Origin of the sequence: Nostoc sp., assembly GCF_036917275.1 — a bacterium.
Lineage (GTDB): Bacteria > Cyanobacteriota > Cyanobacteriia > Cyanobacteriales > Nostocaceae > Nostoc.
The window spans coordinates 1-24,696 of sequence record NZ_JBALDF010000039.1; the positions used below are offsets into that span (position 1 = coordinate 1).

Genomic DNA, 24,696 nt, shown 5'->3' on the forward strand with positions numbered 1-24,696 from the left:
AAAACGACTTTGAAGTACTCCAAAACGACTTTGAAGTACCTCAAAACGACTTTGAAGTACCTCAAAACGACTTTGAAGTACCTCAAAACGACTTTTGAGTACCTCAAAACGACTTTGAAGTACCTCAACATGATTTCTATGTATCTGTTGCTTATACCAAATTGCCTTTGGTTGTCATTTTTAACGTAATATTGAAAGCGATCGCTCAGACATCGAGATCAAAAGATTTGCGATCGCACTTGAATTACACTAGGTGCATCAGCTTGAATCATTGCCAGCAGTGTACCAAAATCTAAGTCATGGGTGAAAACAATCTAGCCGTTTGTCAGTGCCTATGCCATGATTAGTTTATCTGTAGCACTAGGATTACCAATTGTTGACCAGTGGACAGCTTCAAAACTCGTATTCTCTAAGAGGATGTTTGAAAAGTATTTTTCGTAACATCAAAGTCTCGGAAACCTAACCCCCCTAGCCCCCCTTCCCTACGTTCGCGTAGCGGTACGAAGTGCGGGAATGTTTTTGATTTGATGCAGAATTATGTTGTGTGCGATTGCAGGATGGAGAAATGCCAGAGTATTCTGCGATCGCTTATTCCCGGTACGATAGCTTCAGAAATAGCAGGGTTTACATTCCGCCTAGTATTAGTCAAAGCTTCTAATTCTGCTCCTGCTGCCTTAAGACGAGCTATCTGCTAATCTAAGGCAGTCGAATTTTTTGCCTATTCCTTAGACGAAACACGGGCATAGGCAATCACTTCGGGAATTTCAACAATTTTCTTCTGATGTTTCACAAGCGCCAATACTCACCCAACTGCTAGAACCATCTTCCCAATGTTCTTTTTTCCAAATAGGGGCTTGGTGTTTAAGAGTATCAATAGCATACTGGCAAGCTTCAAACGCCTCACTCCGATGAGGACAACCTACTGCTACTAAAACGCTAATTTCTCCAACTTGCAAACGTCCGGTGCGATGATGAATCACTACCCGATTCACATCAGACGTAGATAAGCGAATATCAGCAGCAATTTGATAAAATATCCGCAATGCCATCGGTTCGTAAGCTTGATACTCCAGAGCAATTACAGGTTTACCATCAGTTTGATTGCGAACCACGCCACTCATCATAACCACAGCACCGTTGGCTGGATCGTCAGACTTGGCATAGATTTCTTCAATAGACAATGGTGCAAAGCTAATGGCAAAACTATCTTCGGCTCTTGGTTTAATAGCAGAGGCAAGTGTAGTCGTCATAACTGCGTTGATACTATGTAGGCTTTTTCTATTGTCTCTGAACAAAACGCTACTGGTGTATATTTAGTTGCTCTTATACCATTTCTTTGTGAAGCTGCGCCAAATCTCTTAATTAATTATTTCTTGGCGTACTTGGCGCTCTTGGCGGTTCGTTCTTTATTTCTTGCACTATAGGCGCATCTTCATCCAGAATTGGTATTACCAATATTTTGTAAATAAATTAGACACGAATCGTCAGGTAGGTATTACCCACAAAAGCCTATATGATGGACATTTGAGATATTGGTGGCAATGCCCAACGCCAGTTACTCTACTTGATGAATTCCAAGCCTTTTTACCCAAAGCCTAGACAACACAAGAATTATTGAAAACCCTATATGCAATTATTAGTCAATAGTATAATCTGCATTATCTAGACGATCGCAGTCATATCTACCTTTAATCTCTTGATTGAAAAAGCTACCAACTGAGTCAGAGGAATGTAAATCTTCCCAAGTATCCTCGTCTACGCCTAAGTACTGATAAACAGATCCACTTTGAAACTCAACTTGCAAAATGTGTTCGTTGTGATCGTAGCCTACAGCCATAGCCATTGAAGAGACAACTGGTAGCATGACAATTGGTTCTTCTTCAAAGGGTAGTGCAGTCGTTTCAGTGATAACCTCGTTCAGTTCTTGCAATCCTTCATAAGCTTGTATCGGTGCCGGAATTTCCAAAAACTCCAGTTCGTCGCCTCGATCAAGCAACAACTGCAAGTATCCATCAGAGTGAGCGATCGCTATTAAACTGCTCAAGTCTACCTTAGATAGCTTCATTTATTTTGTGTTGTCCTGTTTGCGTAGTCGGGAGTGTTAAAGTTTTATGCAACACTTAAATGCTTTTATAGTACAAATATACCATAAAAGCCCTTTGCTGTCAAGTTTTTTTACTAAGCGATAATTTTAGGTGTGTAGAGACACGAAAGCATTGCGGTACTTTAGCGTAGCGGGCGCAAAGCGTCTCGTAAAGCCTGCCTAAGGCATAGCAACTCTTAGAGGATGTTTGAAAAGTCCATAATGATGTATCAAATATTTTTTTACCCCTCCCTGACCCTCCCCGTATGTATTGGAAAGGGAACCGGATTTTTCTTGTTTCCCCCCTTTATAAGGGAAGACTAAGGGGGGTAACAACGCAATTAAAATATACAGCTAACCAGTTTTCAAACAACCTCCTAGAGACGCTCTTGCGTTCGCTTAGGGCGCAGCCTCTCCAATAGTTGAGAAGTGGCTTCCCGCAGGGTAAGACACGAAGGAATAAGGTTTTAGAGAGTTATTGCGTAAGTCTTAAGTAAGTGCATTTCTGATTTGAACTGTATTTACGTGTTCGCCTAACGAAAAGTGTATTAGTTTATTAGCTTGCGACCAAAGGTATAAAAAGTTGTGATATCGTTCCAAATGCCTTCTTGCGTCACTAATACTGCCAATTCTGCTTCAAATTCCGCCTCAAGCTTCTCCAACTGCCCAGATGAGAGTTGCTTCATGGGATGTGGAAATTGTCCAGGTGCTGGATGAGAACCTCCAGACCACATCTGCTTTGCCTGTTGTAGGCTAATATAACTACCGTCTTGCTCAGACTTAATTTCAATCGCCTCAAAACCTGCTGTTTTTAGTAGGTCATGGCACTTTTCAATAGTGCCTGTCGGTTTACTGAATGCGAGTGAAACGCCATACTTTTGGGCGACTTTTTGCATAGTTACCCCTCCTACAAAAGCAGTGTCTGCGAATGCATGAAAGCCAATTAGCCCACCAGGTTTAAGCAATTGATGCCAAAGGCATAATGCCGCAGGAACGTCAGCCATCCAAATCAGGGCTGAGGAACATAGGATAACATCAAAACTGTTGGCTGGAAAGTTCAGTTTCTCAGCATCCGCGAGTACAAGCTCAATATTATTCAGCCCCAACGCCTCAATCTTGCGTTTTGCCTCCTCAAGCATCCCAGTTGAAATGTCCACTCCAACAACTCGACCTGCTAAACCGATAAGCTGTGCTGCTTCAATCGCCACCATCCCTGTCCCCGTTGCAATATCTAAAACATGCTGTCCTTGGCTAATTTGTGCATATTCAACCAGACAATGAGCAATTCGAGGATGCCAATCGCCCTGATCATAAGTTTGACCTCTGCAACTGTATAAATCCGCAATTTGTTGCTTGTATTCATTTAGATCAAGTTGTTGATTCATAATTATCTTCCACACAGTGTTTTTTGTCTTACATTTATATAATGTTAGAAAACTAATTTAGTATTCAAAGAGGTAAATAATATGTCACAACAGACCTTTATTCAAACTGACCTTGAGCGTTCGCTAGATATTGAGCAGTTTCCTGGTGCTAAATTTTTCCCCCTAGCCGAGCCTGGATCGCAGGGTTCAATACACTTGCTAACAATGAAGGCGGGTACAATGATTCCTATTCATACTCATCCTTGTGATGAGTATGTTTATGTGATGAAAGGAGTTGTAGAAACTGGGGAAAAGACTTGTTCGGCTGGAATTTTTTGGTTCACGCCAGCCCACATCCAACAAGGACCCCACATAGCTATCACCGATGTGGAAATACTCACGATTAGGCTTGGTCCAATGGGCGTGTTTGAGTCATCTGTCGCAGATCCGCTTTAGTTGTAAAAAGTGAGGCGTTGCTGATTTGATGTCTAAAAATTATTCTTATACTAATTCAGTATGAAGATACGCCTATAAGACTTACACAAAATAATCCCCTGTAGAGGCAGTATTGAGCAATGCAAAAGCGATCACTCTATTTGTTGTGAATTGCGATCCACTGCCCAAAGCAGTAGCAACACCATTTTGGTTGTAAAACAATTTACCATTTGCCAACAGCATCAAAAGATAAGTAATAATCGAGTAACATCCAGATTCAGGAGTTGCAGCATGACGCACAAGGCATACGACACAGCTAACAAACACTTCAGTTCAGGTGCTAAGGAACATAAAGAGAAGGCTTCTCGAAATCAAGTGATCACGGCTCCATTACCAGATGCAATTGCAAAAAATATTGAAGCGATTAGTTCACTTCATAGCCAGGAAGTTCGAGATATTCCCGCCCACCAGCGGATACTAGAAGCGATCGCTACATTCTTTGGGCGATCGACATTTATGTATAGTTTGCTAGTCATACTGGCTCTGTGGATTTTTGGCAGTTTTTTTGATGGCTTTTTGCCATTCAACCTACCCCCGTTTAGCTGGTCAGGTCAAGGCTTAGACGCAGCTGCATTGGTGATTTCAACCGGAGTGCTGGTGCGACAAACTCGCCAAGAAAACTTTGCCGAACAGCGCGCGCAACTGATGTTACAGCTTAACCTGCTCTCCGAGCAAAAAATTGCCAAGATCATTGCTCTATTAGAAGAACTCCGTAACGATTTGCCTGATGTGATAAATCGGCATGATTCGGAAGCTGAATTGATGCGGCAAGCTGCTGACCCGATCGCAGTATTGGAAGCACTCCAGAAAAACCTGGCTGAAGAACTGTCATCCACAGAAGAAAACAATATGAGTTGATCACAGTTTTTAATGGACTTTTTTTCTATTTAGAAACATCAAACAAAACTTAAAGTATAATTTTTATGTGAAGAATAAAAATTCATCGTATATTTGACTAGAGGGATACAAATGGCTCAATTGAATGGTGTAATGATGCAGTATTTCCATTGGTATATCCCTCCAGATGGCAATCTTTGGAATGAGTTTAAAGAGAAAGTCAAAGAGTTAGCTGATGCAGGTGTTACATCTGTTTGGCTACCCCCAGCTTACAAAGGAATAGGGGGTGGCTCTGATGTCGGCTACGGGGTCTACGATATGTATGATCTAGGTGAGTTTGACCAGAAAGGCTCGGTTCGGACAAAGTACGGTACAAAAGACGAGTATATCTCTGCTGTCAAGGCGGCAAAAGCTGCTGGCATTCGAGTGTATGCTGATGTTGTCCTCAACCACAAATTAGGTGCAGACGTAGAAGAAGAGGTGGAAGCAACGCCCTATAGTCCAGACGATCGCAACCAGGCGATCGGTGAGATGCAAACGATAAAAGTGTGGACTCACTTTACCTTCCCAGGTCGCCAAGGCAAATACTCCGATATGGAATGGCACTGGTGGCACTTCGACGCAGTTGATTACAACGTTTACAACGAAGGTGAGAACGCAGTTTATCTGTTCAAAGATAAACACTTTGACGACAACGTTGACCTGGAAAAAGGCGCTTTCGACTATCTCATGGGATGCGATCTGGATATGGAGAGTTCAGAAGTTCGCGAGGAGTTGAATCGCTGGGGTGAGTGGTTTGTAGAAACCACTGGTATAGATGGCTTTCGTTTTGATGCCGTTAAACACGTTAGAGCGGGCTTTTTCCCAGAATGGCTGATTCACTGTCGTCAAAAGGCAGGTCGCGATCTGTTTGCCGTTGGTGAATATTGGTCTTATGAAGTTGAAGCGCTCCACCATTTCCTTAACATCACCGAGGGCAATGTGATGTTATTTGATGCGCCATTGCACTATAACTTTAGCGCTGCCAGCACACAAGGCAGTGACTACGATATGCGGCAGATATTTGATAACACTTTGGTGCAACAACAACCTACTTTAGCCGTCACCTTAGTAGAGAATCATGATTCTCAACCCTTGCAGTCGTTGGAGTCTGTAGTAGAAAGCTGGTTTAAACCGTTGGCTTATGCATTGATCCTACTGCGAAGTGAGGGTTATCCCTGTATCTTCTATGCGGATTACTATGGTGCTAATTACAAGGATAAAGCCCCAGATGGCAATGAGTATGAGATTTGGCTCGATAGTCATCAATGGATAATTGATAAATTTTTGCACGCTCGTCAAACCTATGCCTATGGCGACCAATACGATTACTTCGACCACGCTAATACAATCGGCTGGACACGCTTAGGAGATGAAGAACACCCTGGCGGTATGGCGGTTGTTCTGAGTAATGGGGAAGAGGGGACTAAGTGGATGGAAGTTGGGCAACCCAACAGTACTTACATTGACATCACTGAACATATTAGTGAACCCGTCACAACGAATGATGAGGGCTGGGCTGATTTTCGATGCAGTGCTGGTTCTGTTTCTGTGTGGGTTCCACAGTCATAGTTGGGGTTTTTTAACCTGACATTCATCCCACGCCTTACCCGCAAGGGGAGCGTGGGATGAATGGTGCTTACCTTTGACACCGCCGGAGAACAGCTAATTGCATACTTGCAGCAAATTGCTCAGAAACGCTGATTCTTGCTGGAACTAGATGATCTACCAGAACAGACTAAAGGGGAAATTTACACTATCCTGTTCAACGTGAGTTCGACGAACCCATCCCTCCTGCCTGGAACTTTATTTCAAGTCTCTCCCTTTGAGACTTATAGAGGAACGGATTTGCGTAGTAAAACCTCTTAGAGGTTTTTTGATTCGGTTTACGTTACTTAGATAAATAGGTAGGGTCATCCATGAACAAACCTCTCCAGCGGATTAAAGCATTACTCCAACGTATTCTCAAGAGGTTTTCATCCAATTCTGAGCAACTATCGCCTCTAATAAATTCTCGCCCATTAGACACATCTATCAAGAGTGTTTCTCCCCGATGGGAGTCTGGTTTGGTGCTTATGTGTTCACAATGTGCAAACGAGCAGTCAGGTTCAACGGCTTCCGAAGAATTAGAGAATTGGTTGAAATCTCGTTTAAAGTTTGAGGGATTATGGGGTGAATTTCGGGTTGTTAGCACCAGTTGTTTAGGTGTTTGTCCCCGAATTGGTATTACTGTCGTTATTGTTAGTAATGGAAGTGCCGGTAATAGTCCATGCTTAATTGTAAATCCCCAGAGCGATCGCGAACTTCTTTACTCACGCATCAAACAGAATAAAGAATGATTTTACAGCTTTGCTAACGCTTAGAGGTTGTTTTAAAATTCATGTCTGAGCGATTACTACTTTAAGCAAGGTATGTTTGGCTATAACCCAACTGTAACTTTTACGCCAACCGCAGATAAGGACACTTTTGTAAAAACCCAGATGCCTTGTTATGAGCCTCTAGGTTATGAGTATGTGCTGGCGTCGGTCGAATAATGCCGTCAAACAGGTCATCCAACCCGTAGGGAGTGAAAAATTGCCATTGACCTTGTGCATCTAGTCGAACTCCCACAGCAGTAGCAGTGTGCAGCCAATTTGTGATGCCATCCTCTGTACTAGTGTAAGGTCTACTACCAAGACGCCAACGAGCAAAACTAGCTTGATTTTTGACATCAAACTCGTCATCAGGAAATTGTTCTGTAAGAGTCGCCTTTGCTGCTAGTTCTTGGGAACGGTTCCCCTCTATATCAAAGAATGCAATATCAAAATCTTTAATACCTAACGCACAGCCATTGCCAAAAATTGAAGCCCAAACCGTGTTTCTGACTGCACCCCCGGCTAACCACCAGTTAGGTAGATTTAGTTGAGCGATCGCTGTTAATACTGTATCAATAAATGTATCAGCTAAAATCATCTGTAGACGAGTGTTACTATTCATATCAAATTCCTGGGATTATCAACTAGAAGATGAAAATATTATCATTCACATCTCATTAAGCTTACGGTCTTAATAAACCTACTGTGACACTTAGCGGGTCAAGGGGATTTTGTCCCTTATTAAGCCCTTTGCTTATTTAATTGAGATGGTAGTTAAATTTTTGCGTCTGCTGTACTAGTAGGTAGTCGATTTTACCCAAATGGAGTTCAAACGACACTGAAGAAGCTTATGAGTTGATTGTGTTTCCTACAACCAGCTTCAAGATTAAGATAGCTTTCGCTACAATCAAGCAATATCAATTGTAAGGAGATAAAACCTGTGAATCTTCCATATACTGGAGGTTGTCAATGTGGGCAGATTCGTTACGAAATTCATGCCCAACCGTTAACCCTCTACCTATGCCACTGTAAGGAATGTCAGAAACAATCCTCTAGTGCCTTTGGAATGTCTCTTACTGTATCACGAGATGCTGTTGTGATTGTTCAGGGAAAACCGAAAGCTTGGACTCGGAAAAATGATAGCGGAGGTGAAGTAAATAACCTGTTCTGTGGCGACTGCGGAACACGATTGTTCCATGAACGGACTTACAACTCAAATACTATCAACGTCAAAGCTGGAACGTTGGATGATACAAGTTGGTTACATCCAGTGGGTAACATCTGGACACGCAGTGCTCAATCATGGGTGATAATTTCAGACCAATTGCTCAACTATGATGGACAACCAGAAGATGTGCGCCCTTTATGGGAAAAGTGGACACAACAGCATCCATAAATGCATAATTCCCGACATCAGACATCATACCCCTGATGGTTAAGCTAACGCGCTCAGTTCCTAGTTTAACTGATGACTGTACCAAAGGAGAGAATAAGAAAATTCTATTGGTAAAGTGCTTTAATGAACATATTAAATTATTTAAAACAGTAATATTCAACTCGAATTATAAGTTTAGTTTGTATATCATTAGTTTTACATACTTGTCTATAAATCATGTTAAAAAAAACTAACATAGGCTCAAGATTTTTCTATAAAATATTACTGGACATATTCAATTATGCGATTTAGCTAGAATCAGATTTTAAATAGAATTTCAGTTCATTGTCGAGAGTTTTAACAGTTATTTCTAAATAAGGTTGATGAAAAACGATACACCAGAAGAATTAAACCAAGATCCAGAAATTGGGCGCTTGATAGATGAGGTAATGTCTTCATCTCTGACTGATGAACAGTACCGCAAAAAGATGCAGCGGCGTAAGGAAGTGCAGGATCAGCGTATAGCACAAGCTGTACCAGAAAAAGGGTTAATTATTGTAAATACTGGTAACGGTAAGGGTAAAACTACTGCGGCTTTGGGGATGGTGTTACGATCGCTTGGTCACGGGTATAAAGTAGCGATCGTCCAATTTCTCAAAGGAAGCTGGGAACCTTCTGAAAAAAGGGTTTTCAGCTATTGGGAAGATCAGTTAGAATTTCACGCAATGGGCGAAGGCTTTACATGGGAAACTCAAGACCGCGATCGCGACCTCGACAAAGCTAGCGCCGCTTGGCAAAAATCATTAGAATATATTCGTAACCCAAACTTCCATTTGGTGTTGTTAGATGAAATTAATATTGCCCTCAAAATGGCTTATTTACCATTAGAGGACGTTTTAGCGGGTTTGGCAGAAAAACCAGCTAACAAGCACGTTATTCTCACAGGTAGAGGCGCACCAGCTGGTTTAATTGAGCGTGCTGACCTCGTAACCGAAATGACCCTAATTAAGCACCCTTTTCGCGATCAAGGCGTTAAGGCGCAACCAGGAATTGAGTATTAAGTTGGAGATTATTTACACATTTGCAATGTGCGGCGATCGCTAGCTGTAATGGAATTTAACTGATAAAAGTCTTGCAGAGCCACCGAGTAAGGATAATTGCTGAACTCATCTTCACTAACTTGAGGCAGTCTACTGCTTGCAGCTACCTGATTCGACTGAGTAGAACTGGCTTCATTTGACGAACCATTAACCGTCATCGCCAACTCTCCTGACTGGTTGAGTGTACCCTGAAAACAATTATACTCTGAGTTGGGCATATACAATGCACCAGTTACCTTACCCTGCTGCTTTTCAAATATAATGTAACCTTGACCAAGCTGGTTTGGTTTTGGGGATTGACCATAGAGATAAATCCCATCTTTTACAGGAAAATTCGCTTTTGGTAAAACTTCTGCGCCTTTTGTAGCTTCTTGAGAACCTGGAGCCAATGCTGTGGTTATAGGGAAGGTTTTTCCGCTCTTATGCATAAAAAAATCTCTCTCTCCAGTAGCCCCTTTTAATTGATTTCTCTGCTCTCTAACTATTCTTAACTGCGACAATAGAGAGGTTTGGGAGCTTTTGTGAATCTGAGCCGATGATAATGGCGAATCTCTAATCGGTACTACTTGAGTCTGCTTGCCTATAAAGCCCAAACCAAGAAGTAAGCCTAAGCCTGCTAGAGAAATTCCCCACTGACGGGGAGATAAGAACTGATAAAAGTTGTTAAGCACCCTACTTCTCCTGTTAAAAAACTAACTAAGTTCTCTATAACTTACTTAAATCATAACCAAGTTTTAATTGTCAAAGATTTTGTTAACGACTTAATATAGCAACAGCCAAGGTGGTTAGGACATTAACAGATGATAAAACTTAGACACAAAAAGGCTTTTCACCCAGTCCCCAGTTCCTAGTCCCCAGTCCCTTGCTATATTACTATTGTCCAAAAAATAAAACTGTTAAAAATTAAAGTTTTTATTTAATTAACTGCATAAAAAAATCGCCCCCTGAATTCAAGAGGCGCGTCACCAAGGTGGTGTAGAGACGCGAAATGCCGCGTCTCTAATTCTAGCTAGCAACGTATTCTTGGACATTGGCACGACGGCGACGCAGATGAGCCAAAGCCTGATGCTCTAACTGGCGGACACGTTCACGGCTGAGATTCAATCTCTCACCCACTTTCGCCAATGACATTTCATTACCATCTTCTAAACCAAAGCGTAGGGCTAAAACTTCTCGCTGTTGCGGGGTTAGTTCTGCTAGCAGGTTGTTCAAGTCTTGGCGTAAGAATTCCTGATTGGTGTAATACTCTGGCGATGGGCCGCCATCTTCGAGCATTTCTTGCAACTCAGTATCCTGATTATCGCCAACTTTAACATCCAAAGACACTGGTTGACGGGCCATGTTCAGATACTCGCGGATCTGAGCAGGTTCTAGTTCCAATTCTTTAGCAATTTCGGCTGGAGTCGGCGATCGCCCCAAGGTTTGAGCCAACTCACGCTGTACTTTCTTGATTTTATTCAGTTTCTCGGTAATGTGGATCGGTAACCGAATGGTGCGACCTTGTTGAGCGATCGCTCGAGTAATCGCTTGGCGAATCCACCAGTAAGCGTAAGTCGAGAACTTATAACCCCTCATTGGGTCAAATTTCTCCACACCCCGCTCTAATCCTAGTGTTCCTTCCTGGATTAAATCCAGAAACTCCATATTCCGCTTTTGGTACTTCTTGGCAATAGCAACGACCAAGCGCAAATTCGCTTCGATCATTTTTTGCTTTGCCCGCTTACCTTGCGCCACCGTTTGTTGTACCTCAGTTTCCAATTCTTGAACCTGGTCAGCCCACTCTGACATATTCGGTTCGCGGTGCAGCTTCTTCGCCAAAGCTTCCTTAGCGTCGATAAACTTCATCATTTGTTGCACCTGCTTCCCATAGACAATTTCTTGTTCACGGGTTAGCAGTGGTACACGCCCAATTTCTCGTAGATAGGTTCGCACCATATCAGCCGTGAATTTGGTGTTAAGATTTTCCGTTTGGGTGTTGACAGTAGGCATTCGTGTGTTATCCTCTAATCCGTAAACACAATGTATGTTTTTCTACTAAAATTTATTGGATAAAGGTAGTACATCTATGACGAAATATCGGGAGCTATCAAAAGCAATTATCAATCGATACAGCCGTTGTTAAGACGGCAAGCCCCCAATGATAGGTTCCCCTACCTCCCCTAAATTTTCAATCTCTTATAATAAGCACGCTTATCTTTTTTAAGAATTCTTCTTTTGGGCAGTCACTAATAGTAACTGGAAAATCCGAAGTCGGTATGAGTTCTACTTACCTTTATAATACGATAAATCAGGCGGATAGTAAAGTATCTTAAGATAAAGCGTCTAATTATAATTCAAAAGCAGTCGTTTGCAAAAATAAATTTAAAATTCCTTGAAATTACTTATTACATCTATAGTGACGCCAAAAACTCCTCTTCTGTTGCCAAACAGTAGCCGGATAACCGAACTTAATTGGCTGTGAGGATGGAGGGATGTTACGAATTGGGGAGCCAGTGCATTGGGCGGGCAATGCCTGACTTGTTCGCGCAGCGTCTCCTCTTGGGAGAAGCAGCTGGCGTCATTGGGCATTGGAAGAGAATAAATCAAGACTAATGACCAATGAGCAATGGCAAATAATTATCTAGAATCCCAGGTCAGCTTTGGCTAGTTCAGCCGCGGCAAATACTTCTGCATCAGGTTTTTCTTCCCAGGCTGGCTCACCAATTTCTTCGTAAAAAGTTGCGTCGTAAGGACGGGTACGCACTACTACCGGCATCGGAACGGCATGACCCAAAATTAAGGCTTGTTGCTTAGAGTCTAACTTTGCCAACACCGATCGCAGCCCACTACCACCAGACACACCTGTAAAAATTGCCTCAATGTCTTTTTCATCATTAAGCAAAGCAGTAATGCGAGTCCCAATCTGGGACATAACTTCATTATCTATTCCTGATGGGCGTTGATCAACTACCAAAAGTGTGACAAAATACTTTCGCAGCTCACGGGCGATAGTTCCAAAAATCGTACTTTGTACCACTCCTGGGTCAAGGAAACGGTGCGCCTCTTCAATGGTAATCATCAATGGCGTCGGGCGATCGCAAGGATTTTTACTTTGCAGGAATTTATCTGCTTTTTTGACGTAATGCTCGTGAATCCGTCGGGTGATCATATTTGTCACCAACATATAAGAGAGCATATTTGACTGGGAACCAAATTCTATCACAACATTCTTCCCAGATTCCAGGCATTGCACAATTTTACTAATATAATTGTGAGGGCAAACTGCTCGCATATACTTCAAACTATCCATCCGCAAGAGTTTGCGCTGCAATGCCATAATCGAGCCTTTGTGTCCACGCTTCTCGTCGCAGAACATCTCAATTTCTTCGTTAGTCATATTTAGCAACTGGACAATCCAGGACTTGCCAAACTCACTATACAAAATATTGGCGTTATCTAAGGCTGCATCAGAGAGTCCTAAATCTCGACTACATAACTTAATATCTTCAACTTCTATTTGCTCATAGCTCAAATAAAGTTCTTGAGCATCACGCACACCCCGACGCTTTGTCGATTCTGGGTCAAGGGTATAAACTTCCACCTTACTGGGAAAAAGTTGCTTTAATCCCTTAACCGTATTGACGTTCTTACCTTCTGCAACGGCTTCCCAGCCATACTCAGAGTGCATATCAAAAATCAAATTTACTGCCGCACTTTTACGGATAACGCCAGCTAAAAGTAACCGAGTAAGAAAGGATTTACCAGTACCAGATTTCCCGAAAACCCCATTACTCCGTTCTACAAAGCGATTCAGATCGATGCAAACTGGCACATCCATATCCAAAGGCTTGCCGATGGAAAAATTGCGCCTTTGCGGGTCATCTTCCCAACCAAATACGCGGCGAAAATCGTCAACACTTGCTTCGTAAACTTGACTAAAGTGGCTAGGAATAGTTTTAACAGGCAACAATTCCATAGTAGTACTGGTTTGTGGCACAAATGAAGCCAAACCTGTCACCGATGGAAGAAAGGGATTTACCGATTTGCCATTTTTGGGGGAGAAAGATTCTTCAGTTTCGGGAGTGAACATCAACATCGGCGCCAGGTTGATAGTACCGTATGTACCACTTCCGGCTAAAACATCTCGTAAAAAAGTGTCTTCCCAATTGGGTGGATTAGCAATAATTCGTGCATTAGCAGCTCCCAATGCTACATCTGTCAGCATACAAAAAAAGCGCGATCGCATCCCTTGCACAACAAGAAACTTACCCACCCGCATATCTTCCACAGAAATGTCAGGATGCAATCGTACTTCTAAACCTTCAGTTAGAGAACCTTGAATAACCGAACCTAATGGCTGTACCGAATTCATCTAGTTAATTACATGATTGTGGTGCGCTATCTTATGTTGAATTTTAATTGTATAGGGCAAAAGTTGCGAATAAATTAGAACTCATTGAATTTTAGATTTCAGATTTTTTCTTCAATCCCTTCTCCCTACAGCCCTTTGGGCATCCTACGGCAGGCGTTAGCCTCTCCTAAAGGGATTCGGGGAGACGCTGCGCGAACGGCTTGGTGCAGTCACTCATGGGGGAAGACTACGCTGCTTTACCAAAATCCAAGTTGCGCTTCTAGCGCACCAAAGGTGCGACCTAAAATCTAAAATTGGCAGAGTTTGGAGTGCTGAGTGCGAGGGAATAACTAATGCCCAATGCCCAATTACTTAATCAATCTGAATCGAAGTTGGCGCACTTCCCGTTGGTGGAGTGGTAATGATTAATGGTTTGCGGAATTGGGCATAAAGGCGATCGCGCCAGGTGAAGAATGGTTGATAATCTATATTCTCTGCAAAGATTGGTAATCCTTTACCTCTAATAGAAGCTGGTAAATCCAGATAGGGACCAGAGGGGAACTTGAGCAATATTGATAAGCTAGCTACTGCCAAGTCAGCTAAAGTCGGCTCATCTCCTGTTAAATAAGGACTATCTGCCAATAATAACGTTACCGCTTCCAAGTCTTGTTTTAAGGATGCGATCGCTGACTGGATTACATCTGGGCTATAACCTACCCCAACACCCAACAGTGTCAGGAAGTCACTAGGTACTCCTTGAACCAGACTTTTAAATATATCTGGTGTTGAGGTGGGTAATAAAGACTTGCGGAAATTTTGATCTTGACTTAATGCAGCAAATAGTGCTTTACGACCTTTGATACCTATGGACTCATCAGCCCATTCTTCTATTAACAAAGTTAAACCCCGTTTTTTGGGATCTTGCGGTATTATTGGGCGATCGGGATACTCTAAGTCTAAATACTTAGCTATTTTCGTAGAATCCGCAATATATTTATTACGATCCTTTAATACTGGGACTTGTTTCTGACCAGTCAGCCGGAACAGTTCTACTTGTCCAATTCCAGGTGTAACTTCTATTTTGCGGTAATCTAGTCCTTTAAAATCTAAAATTAGGCGCACTTTCTCTGAGTATTGAGAGAGTTCCCATTGGTATAATTCAAGCATGTCGTATACCTTATAACTAGTCAACTTTTTAACTTTACAATTGTAATTGTATCTTTAGTTAAAGTAATTTTTCTTGACATTAGGACTGAACTTATAAGTGGTTAGGCAAAATTATTTATGTGATTGCGAGTGAAATTAAATGTATATTTAATTTTGTACTACTACTTACCTAATTTTTGGCAAGATTATTGATTTCAAAAATATTATTTTCTGAATGATTAAAATATCAAATAATTAAAAAATTTAATTCGGCATACATAAATCAACCTAACTGCTCAGTCGTGATTCCAATTTCATGTGAAGATATATTGGATATTCATACTCACAACTCTTGCTCTACAAAGATTTCATAGTTTTATATTCTGTGCAAGCTCACAAAGAATTGGTATGAGTCTTCAGCAGTCACTTTAATTTTCGTCACTTTTAGCCTACGTTAAAATATCTAGTACACTATGGCTATAGCGGAAGTTTGCCTAGCTTTAACAAGTTATTTTGCCCCAAGTCTTGTTAATTGAGATGATAACTGAATTTGAGCCAACTTGTACTGGGTACTTAATTTCTCTACTTTTGCTGAGTAATCAATGATTAATTTCGACATTATAGCCTTATCCCATAAAGAATTGCGGATTGTTGAATCAACTATTAACTTGCGTACAATTTGTATAGAAATTTGCTTTTAAGTAGACTATTTCTCCGAGGATGTTGTAACTCATAACTTGTAAATATGATATTTTTCCACGTTCTTAGAGTTTACGCTACACCAAGTAAGGCTTTTTAACTCCTTTTGCTGTAATGCAGAAAATCTGCTCAATTTACATGAAATATATGGTAAGTATATTTAGTACTTGTCAAGCGTGACTCAATGTTGGATATTTAACCTAATCAACATAAGCTCTCCTGGAGAAAAATCTTACTTCCCTCTCAAGTTAGATTTTGTGTATAGCAAAATGTTATAAATCTTTATGTGATGTATAGACAAAAAAGACAAACAAAATTTATGAAGACGAATTACAGCAAATTGCTGACCGCGTTGACAGGCATAGCAGGATTCACTAGTTTCAGCCTTCTTATTACTTTACCATCTGATGCGAAATTGGCGCTAAATCCTAACCCTAGTATTTTCAACGAAGCCCAATATAACCAAGGTCAACGCCTTCAAGTAAACGCTCAATCCACACCTGCTGAGGCTGCTTCCGAAACAGAGAAAGGCAATACCAAACGGAAACAAGTAGCGCAGACAAGTGGTGTAACAAATCCCAGACCAAGTATTTTCAACGAGCCTCCCTATAACCGTGGTGGTAACGCTACACCTAGTGAACCTACACCCCGCACCCCACGCACTATCCCAGGATCTCAACCTACCACACCACCAACACAAGCACCATCTACTGAGACACCTACTCCAACTCCACCAGGACCAGGGGCAAGTGACAATCAAGGCAAAAACTTGTTAGCGTTGGCAGAGTCAAACGCTTCTTTTACCACCTTAACCAAGGCTTTGAAAGCAGCAGGATTGACCGGAGCTTTGCAAGGCAAAGATAACTTAACTATTTTTGCACCCACTGATGCAGCTTTTGCTAAGTTGCCACCAGATGCCTTGCAAGAATTGTTAAAGCCAGGTAACAAAGAAGTATTGATGAAGATTTTAACTTACCATGTAGTACCTGGTAAGATATTGTCTACTGATTTAAAGTCTGGCGAAGTTAAAAGCCTTGAAGGCGGCATAATCAACGTTAAGGTTGATCCTGCTACCGGTGTAACTGTCAATGATGCTAAAGTGACACAGGCAGATATCACAGCCAGTAACGGTGTAATCCATGCAATTGATCAGGTGATTTTGCCTCCTGACTTGTAATTTTTAAGTGCAAGTACAGCCAGTAACAGAACTAGACTGGCATTAAATATTAATACGTAAAAAAACCGTTCAAATGTTAATTCTGAACGGTTTTTTTTGTAAGAAAGGTGAGTTAAATTGGTAACCCTGCCTACCTAACTTTTCACAGGATATAGAAAACCTCACTTCCATTCCTCTCACCCAATACGCTTGTTCGGATAAGATTTGATACCCCTACTTTTCCCTTGAAAAAGGCTTTGAAAGACAAGTTTTTCAGTCCCACATAAGGAATTTTAACAAAACCAGAAATATTCATCGTTCAGCTAGGTTCTTAGCTAGTTAAAACCTCAAAGCAACAAGTGACTACAATTGGCTAAATCCCTAATTTAAATCACTGAGGTATAGGCAGACTACCTTGTAGTATTATCTGACTTGCCCTAGCTTGACAGCTGGCGCAGGCACAACCAAACATCTGCATAGCAAGCTGTTTAACTCTTTCATTAGCACGTATTGATGGGTATTGGGGATATTCTTGTGAAACAGGTGCAGCAACTGTCTGTGTGTCAGTGGGTGTTAAGGTAGGATTGGCTAAATCTTGAGGAGAAAGCTTCTTAGCAAAAGCTGGATTGACAGTTAGTAATGTTAAAGCCAAAAAGCTTGAGCCGCAAAGCAAAGACATGACAATTTTATTCATGATTTATACCAGTAGTAGACTTGATCTTTAAGTTGAGCTTAGACGAAAAAATTATAAATCGCCAGAAAAATTCTCAATATCAATATCTATCATAATGTCATCTCAGACACCAGTTTTATTTAAGCTGAGGTAAACTACCTTGTAATACCATCTGACTTACACGAGCTTGACAGCCAGGGCAGTCACAGCCAAACTTCTGTATAGCAAGCTCCTCGATTGATTGAGTAGATTTGATTGATGGAAATTCGGGGGATTTTTTAGTTACAGATATATTAACTGTCTGCGTCTGGGCCGAGTTCAACTTAGGAGAGGTTAAATCTTGAGGAGAAAGCTCTTTTGCAAAAGCTGGATTGACAGTTAGGAGCGTCAATGCCAAAAAGCTAGAGCCGCAAAGCAAACCCATGACAATTTTATTCATGATTTCCCTGAGTGGTAGACCTTATTGTTAGTTGTTAGACAAAAAACCTACAAATCGCCAGAAAAATTAAACTTGTTTTTAGTTGCTAAGTGGTGATTGATAGAGCCACTAATTTCCATCGAAATAACAATTACTTTTTGTTTGCAATCAGCCTTTGATCTTTATCTTGCATTTCTAAAAGTTCAGGGATAGTAACAAAGCTATAGCCCTGTTTCCGAAAGTTTGCAATAATTTCTGGTAAAGCTTGCACAGTTTTAGAGCGATTACCACCACCATCATGCATCAGCACAATCCCACCTGGTTTGGACTTCCTAAATACATTATTAATTAATTTTGGTACAGCAGGACGCGAGTAGTCTACAGAGTCAGATGACCAGAGAATGATGGCATATTTGCTATTTCTAGCGTAAGCAGCCACCCCATTGTGCATGATTCCCCCTGGTGGTCGAAACAAATTTGTTTTAATCCCTGTCACTTGATAAATCAGGTCTGCTGTGTGGTTAATTTCATAGGCAGCTGCTTGTGGATTAAAGAATTGATACCAATGATGCCAAGTATGGTTACCAATTACGTGACCTTCAGCAATCTCCCGCTTTACTAAGCCTGGATTATTCTTCACATTTTGCCCAATGAGGAAAAATGTCCCTTTGATCTGATTTTTTTTGAGAATATCCAGTACTTGCGCGGTACTCTCAGGCCATGGCCCATCATCAAAGGTGAGAGCAATTACTTTCTGTTCGGGAGTAAGTTTTGCCGACTCAACTATTGCCCCTTGAAAACGTACTGGCACAGCATAAGAGAAACCCTTTATTTGTGCTAGTTGCTGCCAACTGTTAAGCATCGTCGCTTTTAGTTCTTCAATCTGCTGCTGAGTTTCAACCTTGACTGGTAGATTGTTTACATTTGTATTCTTTGTACTTTCAGCCTCAGAGGAGCTTGACTTGATAAGCATCATCGTGCTAGCACTCAAACTGGCACTCAAGGCAAGCAACGTAATTAATATTTTTTGCAGACTAAAAAATGACTTATTTTCCTCCACTTCATAGCTCCTTCAAGGGTCGAACCATTTTTTTTCACAATACTTCTAGCAGTTTTTTATCCTCTGGTAAGCCTTGCCATGCAAGCTACAGCATAATTGGTATATTTTTTAAAGTTAGCTCCAACCTTGACTCTGAAAAAATGGCTTACCCTACCGATAATCTAAGTATCTATAAGCAAAACCCTCACCATGAAAGTGAGAGCCTTCTTGCGCGTTAATTTTTGTAACCTATGGGGTATGAGAGGAATTTCAAGAACTGTAAAAGGCAATTAATCCTGCCTTGTTAACATGAATATACTTATGTATCTTTAATATTGCATACCGTATTGACAAAGCCATTGCGAAATTATGACGAAGATGTGACCTTACTTGAGTGATGACGGCACAGGGCAGACTCGTTAAAAAATTTATTTGATCCCCGACGGCGCAAGATAAGTGAAGACCATTGACTGCTGAAAGTTGTGCAAATAAGGCTTTAGAGTGAGTCACAGAATCTCCCGCACTTACTTTTATCTAAGGAATAAGAATTAAATAACATACAATTTATGTCCCTGACTTACCTCACCCTCAATCCCTCTCCTTATAAAGGAGAGGGAAGCAAGATAGAGGATGAAGTTTTGTATTTTATTTAATCCACGTTCCTAACTCGCTTAAAAAAGGGATTTCTAATAAATCATCCATTTTGTGAGATGGGCAAGATGCCCATCCCACAAGAGTTCAATGCATACTTTTTATTTGGAAATTCCTGTAACAGGTTACAGGCTCGACATTACATCCCGTGCTACTGCTAACGTCTGATCAATATCCTGTTCGGTGTGAGCAAAAGACGTAAACCCAGCTTCAAACTGAGAGGGTGCTAAGTAAACACCATGCTCTAACATACCACGATGAAAGCGTCCGAATTTGGCTGTATCAGACTTTTTCGCATCTTCGTAGTTATGAACTGGGCCAGAGGTAAAGAATAAGCCGAACATCGCGCTGATTTGACCGCTGCAAGCCGCATGACCATTTTCTTTGGCAATTTGCAGCAAACCATCTGCTAGCTTTTTAGTAATCCGGTCAAGATACTCGTAAGTACCTGGCTTTTGCAGCAATTCTAAAGTCTTAATGCCAGCAGTCATCGCCAGGGGATTACCTGAAAGAGTTCCAGCTTGATATACAGGACCTGCGGGCGCAATCATTGACATAATATCTCGGCGACCACCATAGGCTCCTACTGGCAAACCACCACCAATCACCTTACCCAAGGTTGTTAAATCGGGAGTGACGCCAAATTTTTCTTGAGCGCCACCGTAAGCAATGCGGAAGCCTGTCATCACCTCGTCAAATACCAATAAGGCTCCATGCTCGTGAGTCAGTTCCCGTAATCCTTCTAGGAAGCCAGCATCAGGTGCAATAAACCCAGCATTGCCGACGACTGGCTCAAGAATGACACCAGCAATCTCGTCGCGGTTTTCTTCAAACAAGGCTTTAACTGCTTCTAGGTCATTGAAAGGCGCGGTTAGAGTGGTGCTAGTTGCCGCTTTAGGGACTCCCGGTGAGTCTGGCAAGCCAAGTGTGGCAACCCCAGAACCTGCCTTCACTAGAAACGTATCGGCGTGTCCGTGGTAACAGCCTTCAAACTTGATGATTTTGTCTCGGTTGGTGAAAGCCCGCATCAGCCGCAAAACCCCCATACAAGCTTCAGTTCCAGAATTGACAAATCTGACCATTTCGATGCTAGGAACGGCATTGATGACCATTTCTGCCAAAACATTTTCTAGTACTGAGGGAGCACCGAAACTGGTGCCTTTTTCTAAAGCTTCATGCAACGCTGCAATTACTTCTGGATGAGCATGACCGCAAATAGCTGGCCCCCAGGTGCCTACATAGTCTATGTATTGGTTGCCATCTACATCCCAAATGTATGCGCCTTGAACACGCTCAAAAACGATGGGTTGTCCGCCTACAGATTTAAAGGCACGAACTGGAGAACTGACTCCTCCTGGCATAAGGTTTTGAGCAGCGGCAAAGACTTCTTGTGATTTTGTTGTTTTAATTGTGGTATTTACCAAGGTTCTCTCCTAACAGTGGGCAATAAAAAGCTCTATCTTAGGATAGTGTCAAAAACTGCTTAGAATTTCTATCCTATAAAATTAGCTGAACAGAAAAATAATAATATGTTATACAAGTCGAATAAAGATTTGCCTTTAGATGTTCAAACTCGATTATCTGAAGCATACCAGGATCTTTACCGAGCAGCTTTTAACTCGGCGATTCATTGGTATGGCGAAGCTTCAAAAGCTCATAAAGTCGCGTTGAGTGCTGTAAAGATGCAGTCTGCTATGGAACGGAATGCTCTTGTTGAAAGCTAAATAAGATAGTTAAATTAAAAAAAACATGCCAGCTGCCCTATTCAGAATGGTATCGTAAATCCATGAATTATTCTAATTAGAGCAAATTAGCTGGTATGTCTTTTAACGATTCGCGATCGCTACATTACGCCATCCCTACTGAGGAAATTCGCTACGATGAACGCGGTCTAGTACCTGCAATTGTCCAAGATTATTTGGATGGTACTGTTCTGATGATGGCGTGGATGAATCAGGAGTCGTTAAAAAAGACTTTGGAAACTGAAGAAACTTGGTTTTGGAGCCGTTCCCGGCAAGAATTGTGGCACAAGGGAGCGACTTCTGGACATATTCAGAAAGTGCAGAGTATCCGTTATGACTGTGATAGTGATGCGCTGCTCATAGGAGTAGAGCAATTAGGAGATGTTGCCTGCCATACTGGAGAACGCAGTTGCTTTCACCAAATAGAAGGGAAAATTGCCCCACCACCAGGAGATACATTGTCGCAATTGTTTCAAATAATATGCGATCGCCGCGACAATCCTACTGAAAGTTCTTATACCTGTAAGTTATTCGCAGGTGGCGATAACAAAATTTTGAAAAAGATTGGTGAGGAAACTGCTGAGGTGGTAATGGCCTTTAAGGATGATCAAGCAGATGCGATCGCAGGTGAAGTGGCTGATTTACTATATCATACTTTGGTTGCATTAGCTCACCATCAAGTTGATTTAAAATCTGTGTATCGCAAGCTCCAAGAACGTCGTCAATAGAGGGAATAATAAGTCATTTTACCGTGGGTGGAATGAAGCTTTTAATCAGCCCAAATTCGATTCAGATACTGTAAAATTACCACGACGATCGCCACACTCAAAGAAAAGCCTAGCCAGAAACTATCAGTAATAATTCGCGGTTGATCTAATGCCCATCCACCTAAGGGATGACCAATAAAATAGCCAATACCCCAGCACACAGCGTTGATGGAGAAATAAACACCGCGTTTATCTTCAGGGGCTAATTCAGTGACTAAAGAGGCAGCAGATGGGGTATAAGAAACAATTGCAACAGCAAATACTCCTAATGCCAATGCTACCCAAACCAGATTATGAGATGGGGCAGTACCGCTTACCCAAATTAGTCCAAAACCTATTGCCCACAAAATAGCAGATACAGTAAGAGCGAGTGTGTGAGAACAGCGTTTTAAGGCACTGGTAACAGGCAATTGACAAATGATCGCTAGCACCAGATGCCAAGCAAATAGAACGCTAATCGTAGTTTGAGCAAATCCTTCGGTAGTACTTTTGATCACAAAGTTTTTGAAGTAAAGCGGGAGGGTGCTGTGGATTTGAGAAATATAGATTGTGAAGAATATATTAACTGCTATATAAACAAGGAAGCGGCGATCGCTTAATACTGTCATCCAAGAAGCAAAATATTGTGTTTTTTCAGATTCCCCCATCTGCTGTTGTTCGGTTTGATTAATTCCCACATAGACAACCCCAAAAAATACCATAAAAGAGATGGCATCAATGACAAATAGCCAGCGATAACTGCCAATTATCGCGATTAAAAACCCAGCAAGCACAATTCCTATAGCTAACCCAAGATTATCTGCTAGTCGGGCGATCGCAAAAGTTTCCCGGCGATTGTCAATCTGGCTGGCGTCAGCAACAACAGCTTCAGCCGCCGGCCAATAGAAACCTATCCCTAAACCGCTAATCAAGCTACCAATTACTAAAATAGTAAAATTACTGGTTGCAGCTAAAACTAAAGAACCAATTGCTGAAATCGCCGTCGCTAGCAACAAAGTGCGGCGGCGTCCCCATTCTTCAGAATCAGCCAAAGAACCACCTACAATCCGCCCGACAATGCCGGAAATCGAGGCGCTACCCAAGGCTACCCCGACACTGGTTGCAGATAAACCAACTTGATTGACAAAAAAGATCGGGGCGTAAAACACGGTAAACCCAGTACCGACTTCCGAGAAGAATCTACCAATTGCGAAAATCCATATCTGGGGATGTATCGAGGGCAGCCACGATGATAGCTGAGATTGAGAAGTTAGTTTCATGAGCTTAAATGTCATAGTTTTGTGACATTTTGGTAATTCTTATCATTTACGGCAATTTTTCTGACTCATTCCACAGGGTTTCCACAGGGATTTTAGCAGTTTTCCACAGGTATTCTACGAACTAATGGGCTTCTTGCCGTCTTGCTGGGGATTGTTAATTAACTGTGGCAAGGAACTTCAAGGACTGAGTTTTTATAAAGTAAAGTAACAAAAAATCGGCTCTAAAGCTGATTATTCCGTTCGTATTTATTTTTTATACAATCGTTTTTAACATTTCGCAGCATTGACAAACCCACCCCCTCTTAGCGCACAATGATTCGGCTTGCTTTTGTAGTCCGTTCAACCGTTAATATCAAATGTGTAAAATATATTACCTGAGATGTAGGCGCAGATTGTCGGGCTAGCGAAAGAGCGTGTGAGGTAGCTTTAGGCCGTTTCACCGCAAGCAACTTGTCCCTCTTGATTGTCCTCATAGGAGGAAAATCTCATGAAAGCAACGGTTAGCATCTTTACAGAAATTCCCGAAACACTCCACGAATCCTTAAAAAACTACTTAGAAACCCATCCTGATTGGGATGAAAACAGGGTATTGACGGCGGCGTTATCATTGTTTTTACTCCAAAATGGAGATAGCGATCGCCGTGCTGCCCGAGTCTATCTAGAAACTTTGTTCCACCACTCCTCAGTAGAAATGCCCAGCATCGATTCACCCGCAACCGCTAATCTACTAGACACCCCATAGGTACTGGTATAAAGGGCGTTATTCTGGCTCATGCCCTAATAAAGGCACGCAAACCGTGCCCCATCAATGGGATTTTGACCCAATAGCGATCGAGCATATCAGGGCAATATTACAACAAAAAAGATCAGTAGATTCTGATCGTTAAAAAGGTTCCAATAGTTTCTCCTATTGCTAAAACTAATTGGTAATAGTGCAAGATTTAGAATTGAGGCAAGACTTGAGTATATTATGACCGTTAGTACTTATTATCTAACGGTTTTCTTTTGGATACAAACACGTTCGTAGGGGCGCATAGCTATGCGCCCCTACGGACTCCAACCTAAGCACCGTTATATAGCAACCGCCAGTTCCATCAAGACGTAAGATAAAGTAATCATAGCCCTGTCTCCTGGTTTTCAGAATGGCTCAACCCTATAGTTACGATCTA

At 41.7% G+C, this 24,696-nt stretch carries 24 protein-coding genes and 1 pseudogene; 11 read left to right on the forward strand and 14 right to left on the reverse strand.

The window, feature by feature from the left end; genetic code table 11:
- The first annotated feature begins 557 nt into the window (after positions 1-557).
- Entirely contained in the window at positions 558-695 is a 138-nt protein-coding gene (locus V7K35_RS14975; RefSeq protein WP_335080074.1) for a hypothetical protein, read from the forward strand.
- 69 nt (positions 696-764) lie between these two features.
- On the opposite strand, the gene V7K35_RS14980 is transcribed toward V7K35_RS14975, so the two are convergent.
- The 3 genes from V7K35_RS14980 to V7K35_RS14990 form a co-directional block, all read right to left on the reverse strand.
- A complete protein-coding gene (locus V7K35_RS14980) occupies positions 765-1,250 on the reverse strand; it encodes a molybdenum cofactor biosynthesis protein MoaE (protein ID WP_335080075.1) in 486 nt (161 codons plus the stop codon).
- Positions 1,251-1,636: 386 nt separating this feature from the next.
- On the reverse strand, positions 1,637-2,065 hold the full coding sequence (locus V7K35_RS14985) for a KTSC domain-containing protein (RefSeq protein WP_335080076.1): 429 nt from the start codon (positions 2,063-2,065) through the stop codon (positions 1,637-1,639).
- Between the two features lie 566 nt (positions 2,066-2,631).
- Positions 2,632-3,468 carry a class I SAM-dependent methyltransferase gene (locus V7K35_RS14990; RefSeq protein WP_335080077.1) on the reverse strand — a complete coding sequence of 279 codons (837 nt, stop codon included), beginning with the start codon at positions 3,466-3,468 and terminating at the stop codon, positions 2,632-2,634.
- Positions 3,469-3,549: 81 nt separating this feature from the next.
- Between V7K35_RS14990 and V7K35_RS14995 the strand changes: the two genes are divergently transcribed.
- Positions 3,550-3,903 carry a cupin domain-containing protein gene (locus V7K35_RS14995; protein WP_335080078.1) on the forward strand — a complete coding sequence of 118 codons (354 nt, stop codon included), beginning with the start codon at positions 3,550-3,552 and terminating at the stop codon, positions 3,901-3,903.
- 81 nt (positions 3,904-3,984) lie between these two features.
- Here V7K35_RS14995 and V7K35_RS15000 read toward each other — a convergent pair whose 3' ends face one another.
- The gene (locus tag V7K35_RS15000; RefSeq protein ID WP_335080079.1) at positions 3,985-4,182 is read right to left on the reverse strand and encodes a hypothetical protein; all 198 of its coding nucleotides are present in this window, start codon (positions 4,180-4,182) and stop codon (positions 3,985-3,987) included.
- On the opposite strand from V7K35_RS15000, the gene V7K35_RS15005 reads away from it, so the two are divergent.
- From V7K35_RS15005 to V7K35_RS15015, 3 genes are all read left to right on the forward strand, one after another.
- Positions 4,174-4,800 (forward strand): DUF1003 domain-containing protein, encoded by a 627-nt coding sequence (locus V7K35_RS15005; protein WP_335080080.1) that lies wholly within the window; start codon positions 4,174-4,176, stop codon positions 4,798-4,800. The two genes, V7K35_RS15000 and V7K35_RS15005, sit on opposite strands and share 9 nt — an antisense overlap.
- 111 nt (positions 4,801-4,911) lie before the next feature.
- A complete protein-coding gene (locus tag V7K35_RS15010; protein ID WP_335080081.1) occupies positions 4,912-6,390 on the forward strand; it encodes an alpha-amylase in 1,479 nt (492 codons plus the stop codon).
- A 347-nt stretch (positions 6,391-6,737) separates the two neighbouring features.
- A complete protein-coding gene (locus tag V7K35_RS15015; RefSeq protein WP_335080082.1) occupies positions 6,738-7,157 on the forward strand; it encodes a (2Fe-2S) ferredoxin domain-containing protein in 420 nt (139 codons plus the stop codon).
- Positions 7,158-7,257: 100 nt separating this feature from the next.
- On the opposite strand, the gene V7K35_RS15020 is transcribed toward V7K35_RS15015, so the two are convergent.
- A complete protein-coding gene (locus V7K35_RS15020; RefSeq protein WP_335080083.1) occupies positions 7,258-7,794 on the reverse strand; it encodes a nucleotidyltransferase family protein in 537 nt (178 codons plus the stop codon).
- Between the two features lie 318 nt (positions 7,795-8,112).
- Here V7K35_RS15020 and V7K35_RS15025 point away from each other — a divergent pair, with 318 nt between their 5' ends.
- Both V7K35_RS15025 and cobO read left to right on the forward strand, forming a co-directional pair.
- Positions 8,113-8,568, forward strand: a complete 456-nt coding sequence (locus tag V7K35_RS15025) for a GFA family protein (RefSeq protein WP_335080084.1) — start codon at positions 8,113-8,115, stop codon at positions 8,566-8,568.
- 362 nt (positions 8,569-8,930) lie between these two features.
- The gene (gene cobO / locus V7K35_RS15030) at positions 8,931-9,608 is read left to right on the forward strand and encodes a cob(I)yrinic acid a,c-diamide adenosyltransferase (RefSeq protein WP_335080085.1); all 678 of its coding nucleotides are present in this window, start codon (positions 8,931-8,933) and stop codon (positions 9,606-9,608) included.
- Between the two features lie 8 nt (positions 9,609-9,616).
- On the opposite strand, the gene V7K35_RS15035 is transcribed toward cobO, so the two are convergent.
- From V7K35_RS15035 to V7K35_RS15050, 4 genes are all read right to left on the reverse strand, one after another.
- Entirely contained in the window at positions 9,617-10,318 is a 702-nt protein-coding gene (locus V7K35_RS15035) for a hypothetical protein (RefSeq protein WP_335080086.1), read from the reverse strand.
- 334 nt (positions 10,319-10,652) lie between these two features.
- Positions 10,653-11,636, reverse strand: a complete 984-nt coding sequence (locus V7K35_RS15040) for an RNA polymerase sigma factor, RpoD/SigA family (RefSeq protein ID WP_334796521.1) — start codon at positions 11,634-11,636, stop codon at positions 10,653-10,655.
- 631 nt (positions 11,637-12,267) lie between these two features.
- A complete protein-coding gene (locus tag V7K35_RS15045) occupies positions 12,268-13,998 on the reverse strand; it encodes an ATP-binding protein (RefSeq protein ID WP_335080087.1) in 1,731 nt (576 codons plus the stop codon).
- 351 nt (positions 13,999-14,349) lie between these two features.
- Positions 14,350-15,144: a glutathione S-transferase family protein gene (locus V7K35_RS15050; RefSeq protein WP_273769465.1), complete on the reverse strand. Its 795-nt coding sequence runs from the start codon at positions 15,142-15,144 to the stop codon at positions 14,350-14,352.
- 997 nt (positions 15,145-16,141) lie between these two features.
- Here V7K35_RS15050 and V7K35_RS15055 point away from each other — a divergent pair.
- On the forward strand, positions 16,142-16,999 hold the full coding sequence (locus V7K35_RS15055; RefSeq protein ID WP_335080088.1) for a fasciclin domain-containing protein: 858 nt from the start codon (positions 16,142-16,144) through the stop codon (positions 16,997-16,999).
- Between the two features lie 370 nt (positions 17,000-17,369).
- On the opposite strand, the gene V7K35_RS15060 is transcribed toward V7K35_RS15055, so the two are convergent.
- The 4 genes from V7K35_RS15060 to hemL form a co-directional block, all read right to left on the reverse strand.
- Positions 17,370-17,672 (reverse strand): hypothetical protein, encoded by a 303-nt coding sequence (locus V7K35_RS15060; RefSeq protein WP_335080089.1) that lies wholly within the window; start codon positions 17,670-17,672, stop codon positions 17,370-17,372.
- A 115-nt stretch (positions 17,673-17,787) separates the two neighbouring features.
- Positions 17,788-18,090 carry a hypothetical protein gene (locus tag V7K35_RS15065; RefSeq protein ID WP_335080090.1) on the reverse strand — a complete coding sequence of 101 codons (303 nt, stop codon included), beginning with the start codon at positions 18,088-18,090 and terminating at the stop codon, positions 17,788-17,790.
- Between the two features lie 130 nt (positions 18,091-18,220).
- On the reverse strand, positions 18,221-19,129 hold the full coding sequence (locus V7K35_RS15070) for a polysaccharide deacetylase family protein (protein WP_335080091.1): 909 nt from the start codon (positions 19,127-19,129) through the stop codon (positions 18,221-18,223).
- 755 nt (positions 19,130-19,884) lie between these two features.
- Positions 19,885-21,183: a glutamate-1-semialdehyde 2,1-aminomutase gene (gene hemL, locus V7K35_RS15075; RefSeq protein WP_335080092.1), complete on the reverse strand. Its 1,299-nt coding sequence runs from the start codon at positions 21,181-21,183 to the stop codon at positions 19,885-19,887.
- Positions 21,184-21,288: 105 nt separating this feature from the next.
- Here hemL and V7K35_RS15080 point away from each other — a divergent pair, with 105 nt between their 5' ends.
- A complete protein-coding gene (locus tag V7K35_RS15080) occupies positions 21,289-21,483 on the forward strand; it encodes a ChaB family protein (RefSeq protein WP_273769461.1) in 195 nt (64 codons plus the stop codon).
- A 95-nt stretch (positions 21,484-21,578) separates the two neighbouring features.
- Positions 21,579-22,229: a bifunctional phosphoribosyl-AMP cyclohydrolase/phosphoribosyl-ATP diphosphatase HisIE gene (gene hisIE / locus V7K35_RS15085; RefSeq protein WP_335080093.1), complete on the forward strand. Its 651-nt coding sequence runs from the start codon at positions 21,579-21,581 to the stop codon at positions 22,227-22,229.
- A gap of 41 nt (positions 22,230-22,270) precedes the next feature.
- On the opposite strand, the gene V7K35_RS15090 is transcribed toward hisIE, so the two are convergent.
- Entirely contained in the window at positions 22,271-23,527 is a 1,257-nt protein-coding gene (locus tag V7K35_RS15090; RefSeq protein WP_335080094.1) for an MDR family MFS transporter, read from the reverse strand.
- A gap of 487 nt (positions 23,528-24,014) precedes the next feature.
- Between V7K35_RS15090 and V7K35_RS15095 the strand changes: the two are divergent.
- Positions 24,015-24,206: pseudogene (locus V7K35_RS15095) on the forward strand (DUF2811 domain-containing protein); the annotation flags it as partial.
- Positions 24,207-24,696 lie beyond the last annotated feature (490 nt).

Bases quoted from the DNA above. Each gene is read 5' to 3' on its own strand.
- V7K35_RS15010 (WP_335080081.1), top strand. From the start codon at position 4,912: ATGGCTCAATTGAATGGTGTAATGATGCAGTATTTCCATTGGTATATC.
- V7K35_RS15005 (WP_335080080.1), top strand. From the start codon at position 4,174: ATGACGCACAAGGCATACGACACAGCTAACAAACACTTCAGTTCAGGT.
- V7K35_RS15065 (WP_335080090.1), bottom strand. From the start codon at position 18,090: ATGAATAAAATTGTCATGGGTTTGCTTTGCGGCTCTAGCTTTTTGGCA.
- V7K35_RS14990 (WP_335080077.1), bottom strand. From the start codon at position 3,468: ATGAATCAACAACTTGATCTAAATGAATACAAGCAACAAATTGCGGAT.
- V7K35_RS15090 (WP_335080094.1), bottom strand. From the start codon at position 23,527: ATGAAACTAACTTCTCAATCTCAGCTATCATCGTGGCTGCCCTCGATA.
- V7K35_RS15020 (WP_335080083.1), bottom strand. From the start codon at position 7,794: ATGAATAGTAACACTCGTCTACAGATGATTTTAGCTGATACATTTATT.
- V7K35_RS15060 (WP_335080089.1), bottom strand. From the start codon at position 17,672: ATGAATAAAATTGTCATGTCTTTGCTTTGCGGCTCAAGCTTTTTGGCT.
- hisIE (WP_335080093.1), top strand. From the start codon at position 21,579: ATGTCTTTTAACGATTCGCGATCGCTACATTACGCCATCCCTACTGAG.
- V7K35_RS15045 (WP_335080087.1), bottom strand. From the start codon at position 13,998: ATGAATTCGGTACAGCCATTAGGTTCGGTTATTCAAGGTTCTCTAACT.
- cobO (WP_335080085.1), top strand. From the start codon at position 8,931: ATGAAAAACGATACACCAGAAGAATTAAACCAAGATCCAGAAATTGGG.
- V7K35_RS15050 (WP_273769465.1), bottom strand. From the start codon at position 15,144: ATGCTTGAATTATACCAATGGGAACTCTCTCAATACTCAGAGAAAGTG.
- V7K35_RS15040 (WP_334796521.1), bottom strand. From the start codon at position 11,636: ATGCCTACTGTCAACACCCAAACGGAAAATCTTAACACCAAATTCACG.
- V7K35_RS14980 (WP_335080075.1), bottom strand. From the start codon at position 1,250: ATGACGACTACACTTGCCTCTGCTATTAAACCAAGAGCCGAAGATAGT.
- V7K35_RS15015 (WP_335080082.1), top strand. From the start codon at position 6,738: ATGAACAAACCTCTCCAGCGGATTAAAGCATTACTCCAACGTATTCTC.
- V7K35_RS15055 (WP_335080088.1), top strand. From the start codon at position 16,142: ATGAAGACGAATTACAGCAAATTGCTGACCGCGTTGACAGGCATAGCA.
- V7K35_RS15080 (WP_273769461.1), top strand. From the start codon at position 21,289: ATGTTATACAAGTCGAATAAAGATTTGCCTTTAGATGTTCAAACTCGA.
- V7K35_RS14995 (WP_335080078.1), top strand. From the start codon at position 3,550: ATGTCACAACAGACCTTTATTCAAACTGACCTTGAGCGTTCGCTAGAT.
- V7K35_RS14985 (WP_335080076.1), bottom strand. From the start codon at position 2,065: ATGAAGCTATCTAAGGTAGACTTGAGCAGTTTAATAGCGATCGCTCAC.
- V7K35_RS14975 (WP_335080074.1), top strand. From the start codon at position 558: ATGGAGAAATGCCAGAGTATTCTGCGATCGCTTATTCCCGGTACGATA.